The sequence below is a fragment of the Kutzneria buriramensis genome, from assembly GCF_003387475.1.
GTDB lineage: Bacteria > Actinomycetota > Actinomycetes > Mycobacteriales > Pseudonocardiaceae > Kutzneria > Kutzneria buriramensis.
Genome location: NZ_QUNO01000005.1, coordinates 369,654 through 389,701, shown reverse-complemented (window position 1 = coordinate 389,701; position 20,048 = coordinate 369,654). Strand labels below are relative to the sequence as shown.

The 20,048-nt window shown below is 73.1% G+C and carries 9 protein-coding genes; 7 read left to right on the top strand and 2 right to left on the bottom strand.

Features of this window, described 5'->3' with window-relative positions:
* Nucleotides 1-37 precede the first annotated feature (37 nt).
* From sbnA to BCF44_RS16995, 6 genes are all read left to right on the top strand, one after another.
* Nucleotides 38-1,042, top strand: a complete 1,005-nt coding sequence (gene sbnA / locus BCF44_RS17020; protein ID WP_116175256.1) for a 2,3-diaminopropionate biosynthesis protein SbnA — start codon at nucleotides 38-40, stop codon at nucleotides 1,040-1,042.
* Complete coding sequence (locus BCF44_RS17015; protein WP_116175255.1) at nucleotides 1,039-12,576, top strand: non-ribosomal peptide synthetase; 11,538 nt, start codon at nucleotides 1,039-1,041, stop codon at nucleotides 12,574-12,576. The genes sbnA and BCF44_RS17015 overlap by 4 nt, the downstream gene beginning before the upstream one ends.
* Nucleotides 12,573-13,385: an ABC transporter permease gene (locus BCF44_RS17010; RefSeq protein ID WP_116175254.1), complete on the top strand. Its 813-nt coding sequence runs from the start codon at nucleotides 12,573-12,575 to the stop codon at nucleotides 13,383-13,385. Before BCF44_RS17015 ends, BCF44_RS17010 begins: the two co-directional genes overlap by 4 nt.
* Nucleotides 13,386-13,451: 66 nt before the next feature.
* Nucleotides 13,452-13,670, top strand: a complete 219-nt coding sequence (locus tag BCF44_RS17005) for an MbtH family protein (RefSeq protein WP_116175253.1) — start codon at nucleotides 13,452-13,454, stop codon at nucleotides 13,668-13,670.
* A 4-nt stretch (nucleotides 13,671-13,674) separates the two neighbouring features.
* Nucleotides 13,675-14,613 (top strand): ATP-binding cassette domain-containing protein, encoded by a 939-nt coding sequence (locus tag BCF44_RS17000; protein WP_116175252.1) that lies wholly within the window; start codon nucleotides 13,675-13,677, stop codon nucleotides 14,611-14,613.
* Nucleotides 14,614-14,634: 21 nt separating this feature from the next.
* On the top strand, nucleotides 14,635-15,525 hold the full coding sequence (locus BCF44_RS16995) for an ArsR/SmtB family transcription factor (RefSeq protein ID WP_116175251.1): 891 nt from the start codon (nucleotides 14,635-14,637) through the stop codon (nucleotides 15,523-15,525).
* A gap of 5 nt (nucleotides 15,526-15,530) precedes the next feature.
* On the opposite strand, the gene BCF44_RS16990 is transcribed toward BCF44_RS16995, so the two are convergent.
* Nucleotides 15,531-16,499: a hypothetical protein gene (locus BCF44_RS16990; RefSeq protein ID WP_116175250.1), complete on the bottom strand. Its 969-nt coding sequence runs from the start codon at nucleotides 16,497-16,499 to the stop codon at nucleotides 15,531-15,533.
* Between the two features lie 33 nt (nucleotides 16,500-16,532).
* Nucleotides 16,533-17,519: a TauD/TfdA family dioxygenase gene (locus BCF44_RS16985; RefSeq protein WP_246015167.1), complete on the bottom strand. Its 987-nt coding sequence runs from the start codon at nucleotides 17,517-17,519 to the stop codon at nucleotides 16,533-16,535.
* A 228-nt stretch (nucleotides 17,520-17,747) separates the two neighbouring features.
* Here BCF44_RS16985 and BCF44_RS16980 point away from each other — a divergent pair, with 228 nt between their 5' ends.
* Nucleotides 17,748-19,952 (top strand): MMPL family transporter, encoded by a 2,205-nt coding sequence (locus BCF44_RS16980; RefSeq protein ID WP_211353050.1) that lies wholly within the window; start codon nucleotides 17,748-17,750, stop codon nucleotides 19,950-19,952.
* Nucleotides 19,953-20,048: the final 96 nt, after the last annotated feature.

Below are 20,048 nucleotides of genomic sequence, written 5' to 3'. Positions count from 1 at the left end.
ATCTCGCCGACCGCGTCTCGTGAGGGGGAGCTCACCCATGCCCGTCATCACCACCCCGCAGGAGTTCAATGTCCCCGACCTGTTCGTGGACCTCGGGCCCAGCCTGGGAATTCCGCTGTACCTCAAGTGCGAGGGCTTCAACTTCGCGGGTTCGATCAAGCTCAAGGCGGCCACCGAGATGATCGACGCCGCCGAGCGGGAGGGCCTGCTCGGTCCGGGCGCGATGCTGGTGGAGAGCTCCTCGGGCAACATGGGCGTCGCGCTCAGCCTGGTCGCGCTGGGCCGGGGCTACCGGTTCACCTGCGTCACCGACGTCCGCTGCACCCAGACCGCCCGGTCCCTGATGCGCGCCCTCGGCGCGCACGTGCACGTGGTGAGCGAGCCGGACGCGGTGGCGGGCTTTCTCGGCGCGCGGCTGCGGCAGGTGGCCCGGATGTGCGCCGAACACGACGACTACGTCTGGCTCAACCAGTATTCCAACCAGGGCAACTGGATGGCGCACCGCCGCACCACCGGACCGGAGATCCTGCGCGCGTTTCCCGAACTGGACGTGTTGTTCGTGGGCGCGGGCACCACCGGAACGCTGATGGGCTGCGCCCGATACCTGCGCGAAGCCAGGCCGTCGGCGCGGATCGTCGCGATCGACAGCGTCGGCTCGGTGACGTTCGGCCGGCCGGCCGGTCCACGGCTGATTCCCGGCCTCGGCACCGGGGTGCGGCCGGCGCTGCTCAACGAGTCCCTCGTGGACGACGTGCTGCACGTCGCCGAGCCGGACACGGTGCGGGCCTGCCGCTCGCTGGCCCGGCAGGGCTTCCTGTTCGGCGGTTCCACCGGGAGCGTGGTCGCCGGGGCCGCGAAATGGTTGGCGGACAACGACTCCGGCGGGATCACCGCGGTGGCCGTCGCCCCCGATCTCGGCGAGCGCTATCTGGACACCGTCTACGAGGACCAGTGGGTGGCGCAGGCCTTCGGCGCGCAGGCGCTGGACGAGCAGGAGTTGACCGGAGTGGGAACGGCGCGGGCGCTGAGGAGTGCGGGATGACTGCGGGACATCTGACGGGCCTGCCGCTGTCGGCCGGGCAGACCGACATCTGGTTCGACGAGAAGCTCTCCGACGCCGGCGCGGCCTACACCATGGGCGGCTACCTGGACATCCGCGGCCGGCTCGACCACGGCGCGTTCCGGCGGGCGGTGACCGGGCTGGTCGCCGAGGCGGAATGCCTGCGGATCCGGGTGCACGACCGGGACGGCGTGCCGTACCAGGTCGTCGCGCCGGTCGAGCCGCTGCCGCTGGCCGAGGCGGATCTCGGCGGCGAGCCCGACGCCGAGGCCGAGGCACTGCGCCGGCTGCGGGCCGAGCTGTCCCGCCCCTTCGCACTGGACGGCTCGCCGCTGTTCCGGCTCGTCGTGCTCACCCTGTCCGCCGAGCGGACGCTGTTCGGCATGTTCGTGCATCACCTGGCCTGCGACGGTTTCAGCCAGGTGATCTTCTGGCGCCGGCTGGCCGCGACGTACCAGGCGCTGCTGGCCGGGGCCGACCCGACCGACGACGCGCTGCCGCCGCTGCGGCAGCTGATCGAGGCCGAGGCCGAGTACGCCGGATCCGACCAGGAGGCCGCGGACGAGGCTTTCTGGCGGCAGCGGTTCGCCCAGACCCCCGAGCTGATCAGCCTGTCGGCGTCACGGGCCGAGCCGGGACCGGAGTTCGCGCGGGCCGGCGCGGTGCTGCCCGACGCGACCGCGCGGGCGCTGCGGGCGGCGGCGTGGCAGGCGCGGGTGACGCCGGGCACGGTGATCATGGCGGCGGTCGCGGTCTACTCCGGACGGATGACCGGCGCCGACGACGTGCTGTTGTCGCTGCCGGTAGCCGCGCGGACCGGCGCCGCCATGCGGGCGGTGCCCGGCATGGTCGCCAACTACCTGCCGCTCGCCGTCCCGGTCCGGCCGGCGACCACCCGGTCCGAGCTGCTCGACGGCACGGCAGCCGAACTGCGCCGAATACTGAGCCACCAGCGGCTCCGGGTCAGCCGGACCCGCCGGGCGATGGGCCTGCGCAGCGACGACCGGCGGCCGTTCGGCCCCTTCGTCAACATCTTCCCGCAGGACGCCCGGCTGCGCCTCGGCGAGTGCGAGGTCGTCGTGCGCAGCCTGTCCACGGGGCTGATCGACGACTTCGAGTTCACCGTCGTGGAGACCGCGGACGCCGGGTTCGAGGTGTTCGCCAACGGCAACCTGAGCCGGCACACCGAGTCCGAAGTGGATGGACACCTGGCCCGGTTCGTGGACTTCCTGGACCGTTTCGCGCGGGCCGACCCGGACACCCCGTTGGCGCGGCTGGACGTGCTGACCGACGACGAGCGGGACCGGCTGCTCCGGTCGGGGGCCGGCGCCCGCGACGAGGAGGAGTTCGTCGACGTCGCCCGGCGGATCCGGGCCGTCGCCGGACGGCGGCCCGACGCGATCGCCGTGACCGATGCCGGCGGCGACACCACGTACGCCGGCCTGACCGCCACCGCCGCGGCGATCGGCCGCCGGCTCGGCCGCGGCGGCCTGGTCGCCGTGCTGGCCGGGCCGGGCAGCGGGTTCATCGCGACCGTGCTCGGCGTGCTCGGCGCGGGCGGGGCGTATCTGCCGCTGGACGTCCACGCCCCGGTGGCCAGGCTGGCGAGTCTGCTCGCCGACAGCGGAGCCGACCGGCTGGTCGCCGATCCCGCGCACAGCGCGCTCGCCGAACAGGTCGTCGCGGCCGCCGGCGGTTCCGTCGAGCTGCTGGAGCTGGACGGCGCCACGGCGGAGGCCGGCGACCTGCCGCCGGTGTCCGCCGACGACCTGGCGTACGTGATCTTCACGTCCGGCTCGACCGGCCGGCCCAAGGGCGCCATGGTGCACCGGGCCGGCCTGGTCAACCACCTGCTCGCCAAGGTGGCCGACCTCGGTCTGTCCGAAGTGGACACGGTGTTGCAGAACGCGCCGCTGACCTTCGACATCTCCGTCTGGCAGATGCTCGCCGCGCTGCTGGTCGGCGGCCGGGTGCGAGTGGTCGACCGGGATGTGGCGGCCGACCCGGAGCTGCTGTTCCCGCTGGCCGAGGCCGACGGCGTGACGGTGGTGGAGGTGGTCCCGTCGTTGCTGCGCGCCGCCCTGGACGCCTGGGACCTCGCCGTCGCCCGGCCCGAACTGCCCGCGGTGCGCTGGCTCGTGGCCACGGGCGAGGCCCTGCCGGCGGCGCTGTGCCGGCGGTGGGCCGCGTGGTTCCCGGAGATTCCCGTGGTCAACGCGTACGGACCGACCGAGTGCTCCGACGACGTCACCCACGCCGTCATCACCGGCGGCGGATCCGACGCCGGCTTCGCCGCGCCGATCGGACGGGCGGTGCGCAACACCGACCTGTACGTGCTGAACGAGGCGCTGTGCCTGGTGCCGGCGGGCGTCCCGGGCGAGCTGTACGTGGCCGGGACCGGTGTCGGTCGCGGCTATCTCGGCGATCCCGCGCGCACGGCGGCGACGTTCGTCGCGGACCCGTTCGGCCCTCGTGGCCGGCGCATGTACCGGACCGGCGACACGGTCGTGCGCCGGCCCGACGGGCAGTTGGAGTTCCTGGAGCGACGCGACAGCCAGGTCAAGGTGCGCGGACACCGGATCGAGCTCGGCGAGGTCGAGGCGGCGCTGGCGACCGCACCGGGCGTGGCCGACGCGGTGGTCCGAGTGGTCGCCGACGAATCGGCGGCGAAGCGGCTGGTCGGCTACTTCGTCGGCGGCGCGGACCCGGCCGCGGTGCGTGACCACCTCGCCGCCGTCCTGCCGGAACACATGGTGCCCGCACTGCTGTTGCCACTGGAGGCGATGCCGTTGACACCGCACGGCAAGGTCGATCACAACGCGCTGCCGACGCCGCACTTCGCCGCCCCGCGGCGGGGCCGGTCAGCCCGAGGCTGGCAGGAGGAACTGCTGTGCGCGGTCCTGGCCGAGGTGCTCGGCCTGCCGGAAGTCGGCGTGGACGACAACTTCTTCGCGCTCGGCGGGGACAGCATCAGCTCGATCCAGGTCGTGGCCCGGGCACGCAGGGCCGGGCTGGCCATCACCCCGCGTGACGTGTTCCGCCTGCGCACGGCGGCGGCCATCGCGGCGGTCGCCGTGCCGGTCGGCGCCGCCACGCCGGCACTGGTGGACGACGGGGTCGGCGAGATCGAACCGGTCCCGGCCATGCACGAGCTCCGCGAGCAGGTCGGGCCGCACGACGACGCGCTCGCCCGGTACAGCCAGCACGCCGTCGTCCAGTTGCCCCCGGGGACCAGGTTCGACGAGCTCACCCTTGCCTTGCAACGGGTTCTGGATCACCACCACGCGCTGCGGATGCGTCTGGACGTGCCGGCGCCGGGCCTGTGGGCCCTGGTCGCACCGCCACCCGGCGCGGTCACCGCCGCCGGCATCCTGACCCGGTCCGGCGGTTCGGTCGAGGAGCAGGCGGCGGCCGCCCGCGCGCGACTCGACCCGCGCGCGGGCGTGATGGCGCAGGCGGTTCTGCTCGACGGCGATCGGCTGCTGCTCGTCCTGCACCACCTTGTCGTGGACGGAGTGTCCTGGCGGATCCTGGCGCCCGATCTGCTGGACGCGCTGCGGGGCGAGGCGCTGGACCCGGTGGGCACGTCGTACCGGGCCTGGGCACGGCTGCTGTCCGAGCAGGCACGTTCGGCGGCGCGGGCGGCGGAGCTCCCGCTGTGGGTGGCACAGACGCCGGCCGAGCCGGCGCTGGGGTCGCGTCCGCTCGATCCCGCGGTCGACGTGTACGACACGATCGGCCGCTGCCGCCGGGAACTTCCGGCCGACCGGACGGCGGCGCTGCTGACATCGGTGCCGGCCGCGTTCCACACCGACGTCAACGACGTGCTGCTCGCGGCGTTCGCGGTCGCCATGGCCGACTGGCGCCGGCGGCAGGACGCCGTGACCGTCCACTTGGAACGGCACGGACGCGAACAGCTCACGGACACGCTGAACCTGAGCCGCACCGTCGGCTGGTTCACCAGCGCCCACCCGGTCCGACTGGATCTCGACGGAGTGCGCCGCGGCGATCCGGGCTCGGCCGTCAAGCGGATCAAGGAGCAGCTGCGGGCCATTCCCGACCACGGCATCGGGTACGGGCAGCTGCGCCACCTCAACCCGCAGACCCAGCGGCTGCTCGGGCAGTCGGCGGGGCCTCAGGTCGGCTTCAACTACCTGGGACGTTTCCAACCCGGCGCGGTCATCGGGTTGGGCGTCGACCCCGGCATGCCGCTGCCGCACGTGCTCGATGTGACGGCGGTGACCGAGGACCGGGACGACGGCGCGGTGCTGACGGTCGACGTGGCCTTCGCGGCCGGCGTGTTGACGCCGTCGGAGGTCGACGACCTGGCCGACGGCTGGATCCGCGTGCTGTCCGCGCTGGTGGACCTGGGCGCGGGCGGACACAGCCCGTCCGACTTCGAGCTGGTCGAGGTGAGCCAGCGGGAGGTCGACGACCTGGACGCGAGCACCGACGGCCTGACCGACGTGCTGCCGCTCACCCCGTTGCAGCGCGGCCTGCTGGTCCGGGACGAGGCGTACACGCTGCAGGTCACCATCGATCTCGAGGGCGACCTGGACCTGGTTCGGCTGCGGTCGGCCGCCGAGCGGTTGCAGGGCCGCCACCCCAGCGCGCGGGCGCACTTCCGCCACCTGGCCGCCGGCGATCCGGTGTGCGTGGTCACCGGTCAGGCGCCGCCGCCGTGGGGCGAGATCGACCTGACCGGTGTGGCGGCCGCCGAGCTGCCGTCCGAAGTGGACAGGCTGACCGACGCCGACTGGCGGCACGGTTTCGACCTGGCCGAGCCGCCGCTGGTCCGGTTCACGGTGCTGCGGCTGCCGGGCCGGCGCTGCCGGCTGCTGTGGACCGCCCATCACCTGCTGTTCGACGGCTGGTCCATGTCGATCATGGCGCGGGAGCTCTTCGCGCTGTACTCGGGCGCGGAACCGGCCGCGCCGGCGCCGTATCGCGACTACCTGCTGTGGTTGGCCGCCCAGGACGGCGACGCCGCCCGGCAGGCGTGGCGGGAGGAGCTGGCGGGTGTCGGCGGCCCGACCCTGTTCGCGCCCACCGGCCGCGGCGCCGAGCCGACGCTGCCGGTGACGCTGGTGCGCGAGCTGGACGAGGAGCTCAGCGAGCGGCTGTCGGCGTGGGCGAGCCGGCAGGGCCTGACCCTGAACACCGTGATCCAGGGCTGCTGGGCGCTGCTGGTGGGACGGCTGACCGGCCGCGCCGACGTGGTCTTCGGCGCGGTGAACTCCGGCCGCCCGGCCGAGCTGGCGGGCGTGGAGTCCATGGTCGGCGCCTTCATGCACACGCTGCCGGTGCGGGCGCGGCTGGATCCCGGGCTGTCGCTCACCGAGCTGCTGATCGACCTGCAGGACCGGCAGCTGGCGCTGGAGGCGCACCAGCACATCGGGTTGGCCGAGGTGCAGCGCTGCGCCGGCGTCGGCGAGCTGTTCGACACCGTGTTGACGTACAACAACTTCCCCACGGATCTCGGCGCGCTGGAGCCCGGGCTGCGGGTCCTGGACTGGCGGGCCAAGGTGGTGGCCGAGTACCCGTTGGCGCTGGGGGTCTACCCCGGCCGGCGGCTTCGGCTGGACGCCCACCACAATCCGGACGTGTTCGGCCGGGACCGGATCGAGACCGTGCTGGACCGCTTCGAGCACCTGCTGCGGACCCTGGTCACCGAGCCCGGGCGACGGGTCGGCGACGTCGACGTGCTGCTGCCGCGGGAACGCCGGCTGATCCTGCACGACTGGAGCGGCGTGGCCGATCGGCCACGGGACGTCCTGCTGCCGCAACTGTTCGAGGCGCATGCGGCCGGCCGGCCGGCGGCGCCCGCGATCCTCGACCGCGCCGCCGTCGTCGACTACGCCGACCTCAACGCGCGGGCCAACCGGCTGGCCCGACTGCTGGTCGAGCACGGCGCCGCCCCCGGGCGGATCGTCGCGCTGGCCCTGCCGAGGTCCGTGCACAACGTGGTGGCGGTGCTGGCGGTGCTCAAGACCGGAGCCGCCTACCTGCCGATCGATCCCGGCTATCCCCCGGAGCGTGTCGCACAGATCCTGGGAGAGTCCCGCCCGATCGCGGTGGTGGCCACCGACGAGTTCGCCCGGCGGGCGGCGCCGTCGGCGCCGGTCGTGCTGACCGTCGACGACGAGGCGGCGGTGCGCGGGCGGTCGGGCGCCGATCTGACCGACGAGGAACGCGTGCGGCCGCTGCGGCCCGCCGATCCGGCGTATGTCATCTACACCTCGGGTTCGACCGGCCGTCCCAAGGGCGTCGTCGTCGACCACGCCGGGTTCGCCGCCATGGTCGCCAGCCTGGTACAGCGCTTCGGGCTCTCGCCCCGTACCAGGGTGCTGCACTTCGCGTCGGTCAGCTTCGACGGAGCCGTGTGGGAACTGGCGCTCGCGCTGTTCACCGGCGGATCGCTGGTGATCGCCGACGAGGAGCACCGGGTGGCCGGCGCTCCGCTGGTCGACCTGATCACCCACGCCGGCGTGACGCTGGCCGGCCTGCCGCCGGTCGTGGTGGCCGCGCTGCCGGCGGACACCGAGCTGCCGCCGGACCTGACGCTGGTGGTGGCCGGCGAGGCGTGCCCGGAGGAGGTCGTGACCCGCTGGGCCGACAAGGTCCGGCTGTTCAACGGGTACGGGCCGACCGAGTCGGTGGTCAGCGCGACGGTCTGCGGACCGCTGCCGGCGAGGGGGCGGCCGCCGATCGGACGACCCACCACGGCGCACCGCGTCTACGTGCTGGACGCCAGGCTGCAGCCGACGCCGGTCGACGTCGTCGGCGAGCTGTACGTGGCCGCCGGGCTGGCCCGTGGCTACCTGGACCGGCCCGGGCTGACCGCGCAGCGGTTCGTCGCCGATCCCTTCGGCGGCCGGGGCGAGCGGATGTACCGCACCGGCGACCTGGTCCGTTGGCGGCCGGACGGGCAGCTGGACTACGTGGGACGGCTCGACGACCAGGTGCAGGTGCGCGGCTTCCGGGTCGAACCCGGTGAGGTGGAGTCCGCGCTGACCGCCCACCCCGCGGTGTCGCAGGCGGTCGTGGTGATGCGGGAGGACCGCACCGGGGACAAGCGGCTCGTCGGCTACCTGGTCACCGAGGGGACCGGCACGGAGGTCCCGGCCGGGCTGCGCGGGCACCTCGGCGCCCTGCTGCCCGACTACATGGTGCCGTCGGCGTTTGTCGTGATCGAGCGGATTCCGCTGACCCAGCGGGGGAAGCTGGATCGCGCGGCGCTGCCCGTGCCGGAGTTCGCGACGGCGGCCGCGAGCCGGCAGCCGCGCACCCCGGTCGAGGAGATCCTGTGCGGCCTGTTCGCCGACGTGCTCGAGCTGGACTCGGTCGGCGTCGACGACGACTTCTTCGACCTGGGCGGACAGTCGCTGCTGGCGACGAGGCTGGTCAGCCAGGCGCGCACCCTGCTGGGCGTGGAGCTGCCGATCCGCGCGCTGTTCGAGACGCGGACCGTCGCCGCGCTGGCCGACCGGGTCGGCGCCGCGGCCACGGCGAGGCCGCCGCTGCGGCGCGTGCCCGAGGCACACTCCGGCGCCGGGTCTCCGCTTTCCTTCGCCCAGCAGCGGTTGTGGTTCCTCAACCGGCTGGACGACGGCGCCAGCGGCACCTACAACGTGCCCCTGGCCCTGCGGTTGACCGGCGAGCTGCGGGCGGACGCCATGCAGGCCGCCCTGCGGGACCTGGTCGAGCGGCACGAGGTGCTCAGCTCGGTGTTCCCCGAGTACGACGGCGTGCCGCACCAGTGCGTCCTGGACGCGCCGGCGAACCACCCGCTGCTGCGGGCCACCCGGCTGGACGAGTCCGAACTGGACGCCGCGCTGACCGCCGAGGCCGATCGGGGCTTCGACCTCACCACGGAGCCGGGGCTGCGCGCCCGGCTGTACGTGCTCGGCGCCGACCGGTACGTGCTGCTGCTGGTGTTCCACCACATCGCCTTCGACGGCTGGTCGATCGCGCCGCTGCTCGGCGAGCTGATGTCCGCCTACGGCGCGCGCAGCGCCGGCCGCACCCCGGTGTGGACGCCACTTCCCGTGCAGTACAACGACTATTCGTGGTGGCAGCGGGAACTGCTCGGCGACGAGGACGACCCGACGAGCCTGTTCTCGGCGCAGTTGCGGTACTGGACCGGGGCACTGGCGAACCTGCCCGAGCAGTTGCGCCTGCCCACCGACTTCCCGCGGCCCGCGGTGACCAGCTACCGCGGCGACGACGTCGAGTTCGCCGTCGACCCCGAGCTGCACGCGCGACTTTCCGAGATCGCGCGGCGGGCCGGCGCGACGCTGTTCATGGTGTTGCAGGCGGCGGTGTCCGCACTGCTGACCAAACTCGGCGCCGGCACGGACATCCCGCTGGGCAGCCCCGTCGCCGGGCGCACCGACGAGGCCTTGCACGACCTGGTCGGCTACTTCGTCAACACGCTCGTGCTGCGGACCGACACCGGTGGCGACCCCACCCTGCTGGACCTGGTCCGGCAGGTGCGGGAGACGAACCTGGCCGCCTACGCCCACCAGGACCTGCCGTTCGAGGACATCGTGGAGGCCATCAACCCGGCCCGGTCGTTGTCCCGGCAGGCGTTGTTCCAGGTCATGCTGCTCGTGCAGAGCGAGCAGCACGAGCCGGGCCTCACCGCCGGCCTGTCGGTCGAGGTGCAACGGGTCCGGTCCGGCCGCGCGAAGTTCGACCTGACCGTGCAGTTCTACGAGGGTCGCCGCGACGGCGCCGCGGCGATGAGCGGCATCCTGGAGTACAACACCGATCTGTTCACCCGGGGCACGGCGGAGCGGCTGGCCACGACGCTGGTGACCTGGCTGCGGGCCGTGGCCGCCGCTCCCGACGAGCGGCTGAGCCGCGTCGACGTGCTGGACCCGGACCGGCGCCGCAGGATGCTCGAGGACTGGAACGCGACCGACCACGAGGTGCCCGACCTGACCGTGCCGCAGCTGTTCGAGCGGCAGGCCGCCGGCACACCCGACGCCTACGCGGTCGACGACGTGACCTATCGAGAGCTGGACGCTCGGGCGACCCGGCTGGCCCGGCGGCTGGCCAGCCTCGGCGCCGGCCCGGACCGGACCGTCGCGCTGGCCCTGCCCGGAACCGTCGAGATGGTGGTGGCGGTGCTCGCGGTGCTCAAGTCCGGCGCCGCCTATCTGCCCGTGGACGCCGAGCACGCGGGCGACCGGGTGGCCGGGATGATCGAGGACGCCGCACCGGTCTGCGTGTTGTCCACTGTGGAGCTCGCCGACGGTTTGCGCGGACTCGGCGCCGATGTTGTGGTTATCGACGGGGTCGACGACGCGGAACCGTCCGATGTGGACCTGGTTGGACCGCAGCCCGGTCATCCCGCCTACGTCATCTACACATCCGGCTCCACCGGCCGCCCCAAGGGAGTCGTGGTCGAACACCGGGCGCTGGTCAACTACGTCTCCTGGGCGGTGTCGGCCTATCCGTCCCTGCGCGACAGCGCCTTCCTGCACTCGCCGCTGTCCTTCGACCTGACGGTGACGGCGCTGTTCGGGCCGCTGCTGTCGGGCGGTCGGGTGCGGCTGGGCGAGCTGGCGGAGGGCGGCGGCCCGGCGCGGACGGCGTTCCTCAAGGCGACGCCGAGCCACCTGCCGCTGCTGACCTACCTGCCGCCGGCGCACTCGCCCGGCGCCGAGCTGGTGCTCGGCGGCGAGCCGCTGCCCGGCTACCAGCTGGACCAGTGGCGGGCGGCCCATCCCGGGGCCCGGACCGTCAACGAGTACGGCCCGACCGAGACCACGGTGGGCTGCACGGCGCTGCCGATCGAGCCCGGCGAGCCGATCCCCGCCGACATCCTGCCGCTGGGCCGGCCGGTGTGGAACACCCGGGTCTACGTGCTCGACGCCATGCTGGCGCCGGTGGCCCCGGGCGTGGTCGGCGAGCTGTACGTCGCCGGCGCCAACCTGGCCCGCGGCTACCTGCGCCGGCCCGGCCTGACGGCGAGCCGGTTCGTGGCCGATCCGTTCGGGCCGCCCGGTTCCCGGCTCTACCGCACCGGCGACCTCGCCCGGTGGGACGACGACGGCGGGCTGTGGTTCGCCGGTCGCGACGACGACCAGGTCAAGATCCGGGGCTACCGGGTCGAACTGGGCGAGGTCGAGGCCGTGATCGCCGGGCACACCGCCGTGCGCCAGGTGGCGGTGGTGGCCCGGGAGGACGAGTCGGGGCAGCGGTACCTGGTGGCGTACGTGGTGACCGCCGACGGCCGGGCGCTGGACGTGACGGCGCTGACCCGGTCCCTGGAAACCCGGCTGCCGGCATACATGGTGCCCGGCGCCTTTGTCGCCGTGCCCGAGCTGGCGGTCACCGCCAACGGCAAGCTGGATCGGGCGGCGCTGCCCTCGCCGGAGGCCGTGGCGGCCCGGGGCCGGGACCGCGAGGCCGCCTCCGAGACGGAGCGGACGCTGCGTGGCGTCGTGCTCGAAGTGTTGTCGTTGCCGGAAATCGGCCTCGCGGACAACATCTTCGAGGTCGGCGGGGACAGCATCCGCGCGGTCAAGATCGTGAGCCGGGCCCGCAAGGCGGGGCTGACCGTCGCCATCGCGGACATCTTCGCCCACCAGAGCATCGAGGCGCTGGCCGCCGAGCTGGACCGCCGGCAGCAGCCGGCCGGCGACGGCCCGGGCCGGGCGGAGCTGATCGCCGAGGTGTTCGACCGGGTGCGGCGGGTCGCCGACGCGGACCCGTTCGCGACCGTCCTGCCCATGCAGCCCGACGGCGCCCGGCCGCCGCTGTTCTGCCTGTACAGCGGCGTCGGCTTCAGCCTGCCCTACATCGGGCTGGCCGCCCACCTCGGCGCGGAACAGCCGATCTACGGGATCCAGAACGCGGCGATCACGGAGCTGGCGCCGCTGCCGGACACCATGGCCGATGCGGTGGACGACTGCGTGCGCCGGATCAGGCACGTCCGCCCGAACGGCCCGTACCACCTGCTCGGCTGGTCATTCGGCGGCATCCTCACCCATGAGGTGGCCGCGCGGCTGCGGGCCGACGGCGACGAGGTGGGGCTGGTGGCCAACCTTGACGGCTATCCGCGGCCGCAGGACGAGGAGCGCGGCGGCGACCAGGACATGCTCGGCTGGCTGGTGCAGCTGGCCGGTCAGGACGGCGCGCAGTTCGCGGGACGCGCCATCGACCCGGCCGACCTGATCGCGCTGTTGCGCCGGGACGGCAATCCGCTGGCGGACCTGGGGGAGCGCCGCGTGGTCGCGGTCCTGGACACGATGCGGCGGCATTCCCAGCTGCTGCGGGGATTCCGGCCCAGCCGCTACGACGGCCGGGTGGTGTTGTTCGTGGCCACTGCCGGGGCGACCGAGCCGGAGCTCGCAGCCCGCGTCGACGGCTGGCGCGCGGGGCTGGTCGGCGACCTCGCCGTGCACGAGGTCGACTGCGTCCACGACGACATGATGCAGCCCGGTCCGCTGGGCCGGATCGGGTCCGTGCTCGCGACCGAGCTCGACCGGCTGGCCCGGCCGTGAGCACGCTCGCCGTCCGGCCGCGGTGGCCGCTGGCGCTGTGCGTCGAGGCGGCCGCGGCCGCCGGCCGGCGGCTGCGGCACCTGCGCCGCGCGCCGGGCCGGTTCCTCGGGATCACGCTGAACCCGTTGGTGTCCATGCTGATCCTCGGCTACCTGTTCCAACATTCGATCACCGTCCCGGGCGCCGGCAGCTATCAGGAGTACCTGTTCGCCGGGGCCGCGGCGCAGGTCGGGCTGGCCGGCATCGGCCCGAGCGCCATCGCCGTCGCCGGCGACCGCGACCGCGGCCTGGTCGATCGGCTGCGGTCGCTGCCGATCGACCGCGGCGCGGTGCTGATCGGGCACACCCTGGCCGACGCCGTGGTCGGCGTGCTCGGTCTCGCCGTGGTCACCGCGTTCGGCCTGCTGATCGGCTGGCGTCCACACGGCGACCCACTGTCCACAGTGGCCGCTTTCGCGCTGCTGGCGCTGTTCGGGTACGTGATGAGCTGGGTCGGGGTGCTGCTGGGCATGACGTCGCGCAACGCGGAGTCGATCAGCGCGCTGGCCCCGCTGGTGACGGTGGTGCTGCCGTTCCTGTCCAACGCCTTCCTGTCCTCGGCCAGCCTGCCCGGCTGGCTGACGCCGATCGCCGACTGGAATCCGGTCAGCGCGGTGAGTTCGGCGTGCCGCGCGCTGTGGGCGAATCCGTCCGGGACGGCGACCTCGTTCGCCGGCACGCACCCCGGCGTCGTGCTCGCCGCCTGGCTCGGCCCGCTGTTGGTGGTCAGCGCCGGGCTCAGCCTGCGCCGGTACCGGGCCACCGGATAGCCGCTCAGCCCGCGGTCAGCCCGCCGTCAGCGACGGCGGGCACCATCGGAGAATGTGGAGACAGCGATGACCAATCCCTTTGACGACCAGGACGGCGCGTTTCTGGTGCTGGTGAACGACGAGGACCAGCACTGCCTGTGGCCGGCGTTCGCCGAGCCGCCGGCCGGCTGGGCGGTCGCTCTCGGCGAGAGCACCCGCGAGACCGCGCTGTCCTATGTGGAGCAGAACTGGGTGGACATGCGGCCGCGCAGCCTTCGGGACACCGCGCCGGCGACCGGTCGGTGACGGCATGGAGCTGGCGGTCGAAGCCGTCGGCCTGCGCAAGCGGTACCGCGGCGTCGAGGCGCTCGCCGGCCTGGACCTGACCGTCGGGGCCGGCCGTGTGCTCGGACTGCTCGGTCCCAACGGCGCCGGCAAGACGACGACGGTCCGCGTGCTGGCCACCCTGTTGCGACCCGATGCCGGGTTCGCCCGGGTGGCCGGCCACGACGTGGTGCGGGAGCCGGACGGCGTGCGCCGCCGGATCGGGCTCGCCGGCCAGTACGCGGCCGTGGACGAGGTGCTGACAGGCTGGGAGAACCTCGTGCTCGTCGGCGAACTGCTGCACCTGGGCCGCCGGGGGGCGCGTCGCCGGGCGCGGCAGTTGCTGGACCGGTTCGACCTGGCCGCCGCCGCGGACCGCCCGGTGCGCACCTACTCCGGTGGCATGCGACGGCGGCTGGACCTGGCCAGCTGCCTGGTCGTCGAGCCGTCGGTGCTGTTCCTGGACGAGCCGACGACCGGCCTGGACCCGGTCAGCCGCCTCGCGCTGTGGGCCGCCGTCGAGGAGCTGGTCGCGGGCGGCGTGACGGTGCTGCTGACCACCCAGTACCTGGAGGAGGCCGACCGGCTCGCGGACCGGATCGCGGTGATCGCCGCCGGCCGGGTGATCGCCGAGGGCGCCCCGGACGAGCTCAAGCGCAAGGTCGGCCTGCCGTGGCTGGAGGTGGCCGTGGTCGATCCCGCGACGGTGCCCGGCGCGCTGTCCGTGCTCGCGCCGGTCGCGGCCGAGGCGCCGGTCGTCGACCGGGACGGCGCCCGGATCACCGTGCGGCTGCGCGACGGCGCCGACGACCTGGCCACGGCCGCGGTGGCCTTGCGGACGGCCGGGGTCGAGGTGCTCGACTTCGCGCTGCGCCGGCCGACCCTGGACGACGTCTTCGTCCAGCTGGTCGGACACACGACTTAGCTGGGCGGGCAAGGGGGAAACGTGCAGCGGATACATTTCACGGTGGAGGACCTGTCCCGACTGCGGTTGCGGGCGACGCTCGGGCCCGTCACCGAGGCGGTGCTGGCGTTGGGACTGCTGGGCCGGCCGGTCACCGCCTCGTACACACGATGGCGCAACCAGGCGCTGCGACAGCTGCAGCGCCGCCCCGGCCTGGCGGAGTTGGGGCGGCTCACCGCCGACGACCTGCTCTGCCTGATCGACCGGTCCGCCGCGGTCGACGATTCCGCGCTGCGGACGTTGCACCGCACGCCCCGGCAGGCCGCCAGCGATGTGCTGGAGGCGTGGCAGGTCGTGGTGGCGCCCTACTGGGCGCGGGTGCTCGGCTACCTGGACGCCGAGTGCGACGCGCGCGGCCGGATCGCCATGAGCAGCGGGGTGGAGCAACTGCTGGCCACCCTGCACCCCAAGATCGTGTGGTCGCCGCCGGTGCTGGAGGTGCCCGGCCTGCCGCCGAGGGACGTCCACCTCGATGGTCGCGGCCTGCTGCTGAGCCCGTCGATGTTCCTGCTGGACCGGCCCGGCCTGGTGATCGGCGCGCAGCGGCGCACCGGCCAGCCCGCGCTGCTGTTCTCCGTGCCGCCCGATCCGGTGCAGGCCACCGCGCTGTGGGACGACCCGGACAACAGCGTCCGGGCACTCGGCGCCCTGGTCGGCCGGACCCGCGCCGCCGCCCTGCGGGCGCTGACCGCCACCTGCACCACCAGCCAACTCGCCGAGCGGCTCGGCATCTCCTCCGCCGGCGCCAGCCAGCACGCGACCGTGCTGCGGGAGACCGGCCTGATCACCACCCGCCGGACCCGCAACACGGTGCTGCACACCGTCACCCCGCTCGGCATGGCGCTGCTCGGTGGCAAGATCCGCGAGAGGTAGGCGCATCAGGCCGCGGTGAGCGCGGCTGTGGCCTCGGCCCGGACGGGCTTGCTGAGCACCAGCACCAGTCCGGCCAGCACCACGACCAGGGCGACCAGCAGTCCGAACGCGCCCAGGGTGAGCGCGTCTGGGTGGATCAGCGGCTGGCCACGCAGGGCCTGCCAGCCGACAATGGCCAGCAGACCGGCCCAGCCCACCGCGCCGACCCCCACCAGGCGGGCCCGCACGACGGACGAGCGCAGCTTGGGCACCCACCGCGAGCCCAGCACGAGCAGCAGCACCAGCACCGGCAGCGCCTGCAGCGCGTGCAGGCCGACGAGATGGGGAATCCTCAGGTCGCCGCCCGTCTCGCTCCATCCGGTGATGGGCATGAGCGGGCCGCTGCCGTCGGCGACCCCGACGCTGTGCGCGCCCTGGATGCCGTCCCAGGTGCCGGCGGCCTTCGCGGCCTGCTGCTGCGGGGTGGCCGCGCCCATCATCGGCCCGAACGCCATGCCGGCCACCGACAGCAGCGCGCCCAGTCGGATCGCCCAGCGGTCCGCGGGGTCGCCGACCGGAACGAACACGAAGACGAACGCGAGCACCAGGGAACCGACCAGGATGAGCCCGGCGGAAATGCCCATGACGTTGCCGAGCGCGCTGTTCAAGTCGGTCGACTTGTTGAAGTGGCTCCGCTGGCCACGGATGATCTGGACGGTGAGCAGGATGTATTCGACGGAGAGCAGGGCGACCAGCGCCGTCGACACCCACGAGGCGGTCCGTCGGCCCCTCGGCAGCATTGACGTGAGCCACGCCCACGTCAGGCAGTACATTCCGATCGACAGCGCGAAATCGAAGTCCTTCTGCCAGATCGGCTCGCCGGCGAGGGTTCGGCTGTCGAACAGCATACCCAGCGCTGAAACCACGGCCATCACCGCCATGGCGCCGGTGAAGAACACCATCGGACGGTGCCATTCCCGCGTTCTGGCGGTCATCTCGGAAAGCATTCTCATGGTCCGCTCCCAGTATTATCGAACGAGGACGTGGCCGTCGTTCGGGCGGTGATCGCGGGACCTGCGGAAATCCCGCAGGCTGAACGCGCGCATCAGCCAGCGGTCCCGGCCGTCGTAGCGCGGGCGGAAGGCGGTGCGGCCGTGCAGGGCCACCCGGTTGTCGACGACGGCCAGGTCGCCGGGTGCCAGCCGGACGGTGCGCGCGGTTCGGGTCAGGGCGGCGCGCAGCTGCGCCATCGCGGCCTGCGCCCTCGGCGTGGTCGGGGTCGTCGCGGCGAAGTCGACCACGACGTCCGGGTCCTCCCGCGCGCCGCTGAGCAGCGCGTGCGGGGAGGTGACCTGGTCGGATCCGCCGAAGGACGGCGGCGGGGCGGTGACGAACTCCTCGCGGAACAGGGCGCTGCGGTCCTGCTGGTCCAGCAGGCGCAGCGCCTCCCGCAGGCAGGCGGTGCGCAGCCCGGCGACGCGGTCGTGGTCGGCCCGCAGGCACAGCAGCAGCACGTGGTCCGGGCGGTGCCGGTGGAAGGCGTTCTCGTTGTGCAGAGTGAGCGGCACCGACCCCTCGTTGCCCTGGAACTCCTCGCTGCCGGGCACCGGGACGACGTTCTGGGCCAGTGCGCCGGACTTCTCGGCGAGAAAAGCGACGGGTGTGCCCAGACCACTTGCGAGGAGCATGAGCAATGCCGCCGGAACGGTCGCATCCCGCGTCACCGACCCGCTGACCATCGGCGTGTCGCCGAGGAGGTGTTCCGCGACGGGCAGGCCCGTAACCAGCAGTGAACCGGTCTTTCCGGAATCCCGCTGAAACGCGTCCATCCGCTTTCTCAGGCCGACCGGTGCTTCCTGCCAGGCTGCGGCGGCGGAACGGATCCACGCCGGCGAGTCCACCTTGTCATGCCCGTCGCCGACGAGTTCGTCCGCGATGCGGGCGAGGGATTCCTGGTCGTCCGGATTCACCGCGAAGGTGGTCGTCGACAGTGGCTCGGTACTCGTGAGTGTCACTATTTCCCCCTCCGGTGGTGCTGATCGCCGCGAGACGACAAGCCTAAGCGGCCCCTTCGTGAGGCCCCATGACATTCAGTGTCGGGCGAAATTCGCAGGTGATCGGGGAATCGTTCCGGCGGGGGTCGCGGGGGCCGGTTGACAGTCCGAGCTCCCACCTGTCACTCTCAACTTACAGGTGAAGGTCGCCGCCTCCGGTGGCGGCCGTACTCGAAGGAGTTGGAGACCGTGCCCGAGCGACACCTCACCGTGCGCCTGGCCCGCTGGAGCGCGACGCATCCCTGGCGAGCGATCGTCGGGTGGGTGCTGTTCGTCGTGCTGTGCGCCGCCACCGGCTCACTCGTCACCAGCAACCAGATCCACGGCGAGGACGGCTGGGTGGGTGAGTACGGCCGCGGCCAGCACGTGGCGGCCGACGCCGGCCTGCTGCCCCCGCAGGTGGAGAAGGTGCTGATCACCGCGGCGAGCGGGCACGACGCCCCGGCCACCGGTCCGGCCGCCGCCCGGGAGATCACCGACCGGATGCGGGCGCTGCCCGCGGTGGCCTCCGTGGCCGACCCGATCCGGTCGGCCGACGGCAGCGCGCTCGTGGTGCCGGTGACCATGAAGGGCGACGACAAGGTCGCCGGCGCCAAGCTGCCGACGTTGCTCGACCAGACCGCGGCCGTGCAGGCCGCGCATCCCGAACTGAGAGTGTCCGAGACCGGCACGGTGTCCACCGGTCAGGCGCCGGGCCAGCAACTGGGCCACGACCTGGTGCGGGCCGAGATGATCACCTTGCCGGTGACGCTGGTCATCCTGTTCTTCGTGTTCGGCTCGCTGCTGGTCGCCGGCGTGCCGGTGCTGCTGGCGCTGTCGTCGGTGATGGCCACGACCGGGCTGTACGCGTTGGCGTCCTACGTCTTCCCCGATCCGGGCGGCGCGGTGTCCAACGTGGTGCTGATGATGGGCATGGCGGTCGGCGTCGACTACTCACTGTTCTACGTCAAGCGGGTCCGGGAGGAACGCGAGCGCAACGGCACGATCAGCCCCGCCGCCGCGATCGAGCTGGCCGCGCGGACCTCCGGCCGAGCCATCCTCGTCTCCGGCGTCGCGGTGCTGCTCTCGCTGGTCGGCCTGTACCTGGCCGACGACGTGATCTTCGCGGCGATCGCCAGCGGCTCGATCATCGTGGTCGCCATCGCCATGGTCAGCTCGCTGACCGTGCTGCCGGCGCTGCTGGCCAAGATGGGGCCGCGGGTGGACCGGCGGCGGCTGCGCCGGCGCGGCGCGAAGCCGACCGAGAGCCGGCTGTGGGCGGCGATGCTGCGCCCGGCGATGCGGCATCCGGCCGCCACGCTCGCGGCGTCGGTGATCGTCATCTTCCTGTTGGCGCTGCCCGCGCTGGGCATCAAGCTGGCCACGCCGACCAACGCCAACTTCCCGCCGTCGATCCCGTCCATCGCCACCTACGACGAGATGACCCGGCTGTTCCCGGACCAGGGCGCCGCGCACCTGGTGGTGGTGCGGGACGATCCCGCGCGGTCGGACCAGGTGGCGGCGGCGCTGTCCGACCTGGCCGGGCGCACCCGGGGCAATTCCTTGTTCGCCACCGGCCCGGATCCGGTCGTGCAGGCGTCGGCCGACGGCGGTGTGCACACCCTGCGGCTGCCCGTCCCGTACGGCAGCAACACCGACCAGGCCCAGGATTCGCTGCGGCAGCTGCGTTCCCAGCTCGTGCCGGCGACCGTCGGCACGGTGCCCGGCGCGGACGTCGCGGTGGCCGGGGACGTGGCGCTGTCGGTGGACTACGTGGACCACCAGACGCAGCACACCCCGTTGGTGCTGGGCTTCGTGCTGCTGCTGACTTTCCTGGTGATGCTGTTCGCGTTCCGGTCGGTCGTGATCGGACTGGTCGGCGTCGTGCTCAACCTGTTGTCGGCCATCGCCGCCTTCGGCGTGGTCACCGCGGTGTTCCAGAACACGTGGGCCCAGCCGTTGCTGGGCTTCACCTCCGACGGGTTCGTCAGCTCGCGGCTGCCGCTGATCCTTTTCGTCATCCTGTTCGGACTGTCCATGGACTACCAGATCTTCGTGGTCAGCCGGATCAGGGAGGCCGCGCTGCGCGGAGTTCCGCCGCGCCGTGCGGTGTTCGACGGGATCACCGGCTCGGCGGGCGTGGTCACCAGCGCCGCGGTGGTGATGGTCTCCGTCTTCGTCAGCTTCGTGTTCGTCGGGCTGACCGAGCTGAAGGAGATCGGCTTCGGCCTCGCGGTGGCGGTGCTGCTGGACGCGGTGATCGTCCGCATCATGATCCTTCCCTCGCTGCTCGCGTTGCTGGGCAAGGCGGCGTGGTGGCCGTCCCGTGCCGTTCGGGAGGCGCAGTCGACCGCCGACAGCCACGCGACCGTGCTGGAGTCCCCCCACTCCCCACGGCAGCCGGTTCAGCGGTAAGGGAAAGGCGCTCGGGGCCGGGACGCGATCGCGTCCCGGCCCCGAGCTGTGTGCCGGATATAGGAAAGGTATAGCCGCCCTCGGCAGACTTCCCGG

Bases quoted from the DNA above. Each gene is read 5' to 3' on its own strand.
- BCF44_RS16990 (WP_116175250.1), bottom strand. From the start codon at position 16,499: ATGACCGCCAGAACGCGGGAATGGCACCGTCCGATGGTGTTCTTCACC.
- sbnA (WP_116175256.1), top strand. From the start codon at position 38: ATGCCCGTCATCACCACCCCGCAGGAGTTCAATGTCCCCGACCTGTTC.
- BCF44_RS17015 (WP_116175255.1), top strand. From the start codon at position 1,039: ATGACTGCGGGACATCTGACGGGCCTGCCGCTGTCGGCCGGGCAGACC.
- BCF44_RS17000 (WP_116175252.1), top strand. From the start codon at position 13,675: ATGGAGCTGGCGGTCGAAGCCGTCGGCCTGCGCAAGCGGTACCGCGGC.
- BCF44_RS17005 (WP_116175253.1), top strand. From the start codon at position 13,452: ATGACCAATCCCTTTGACGACCAGGACGGCGCGTTTCTGGTGCTGGTG.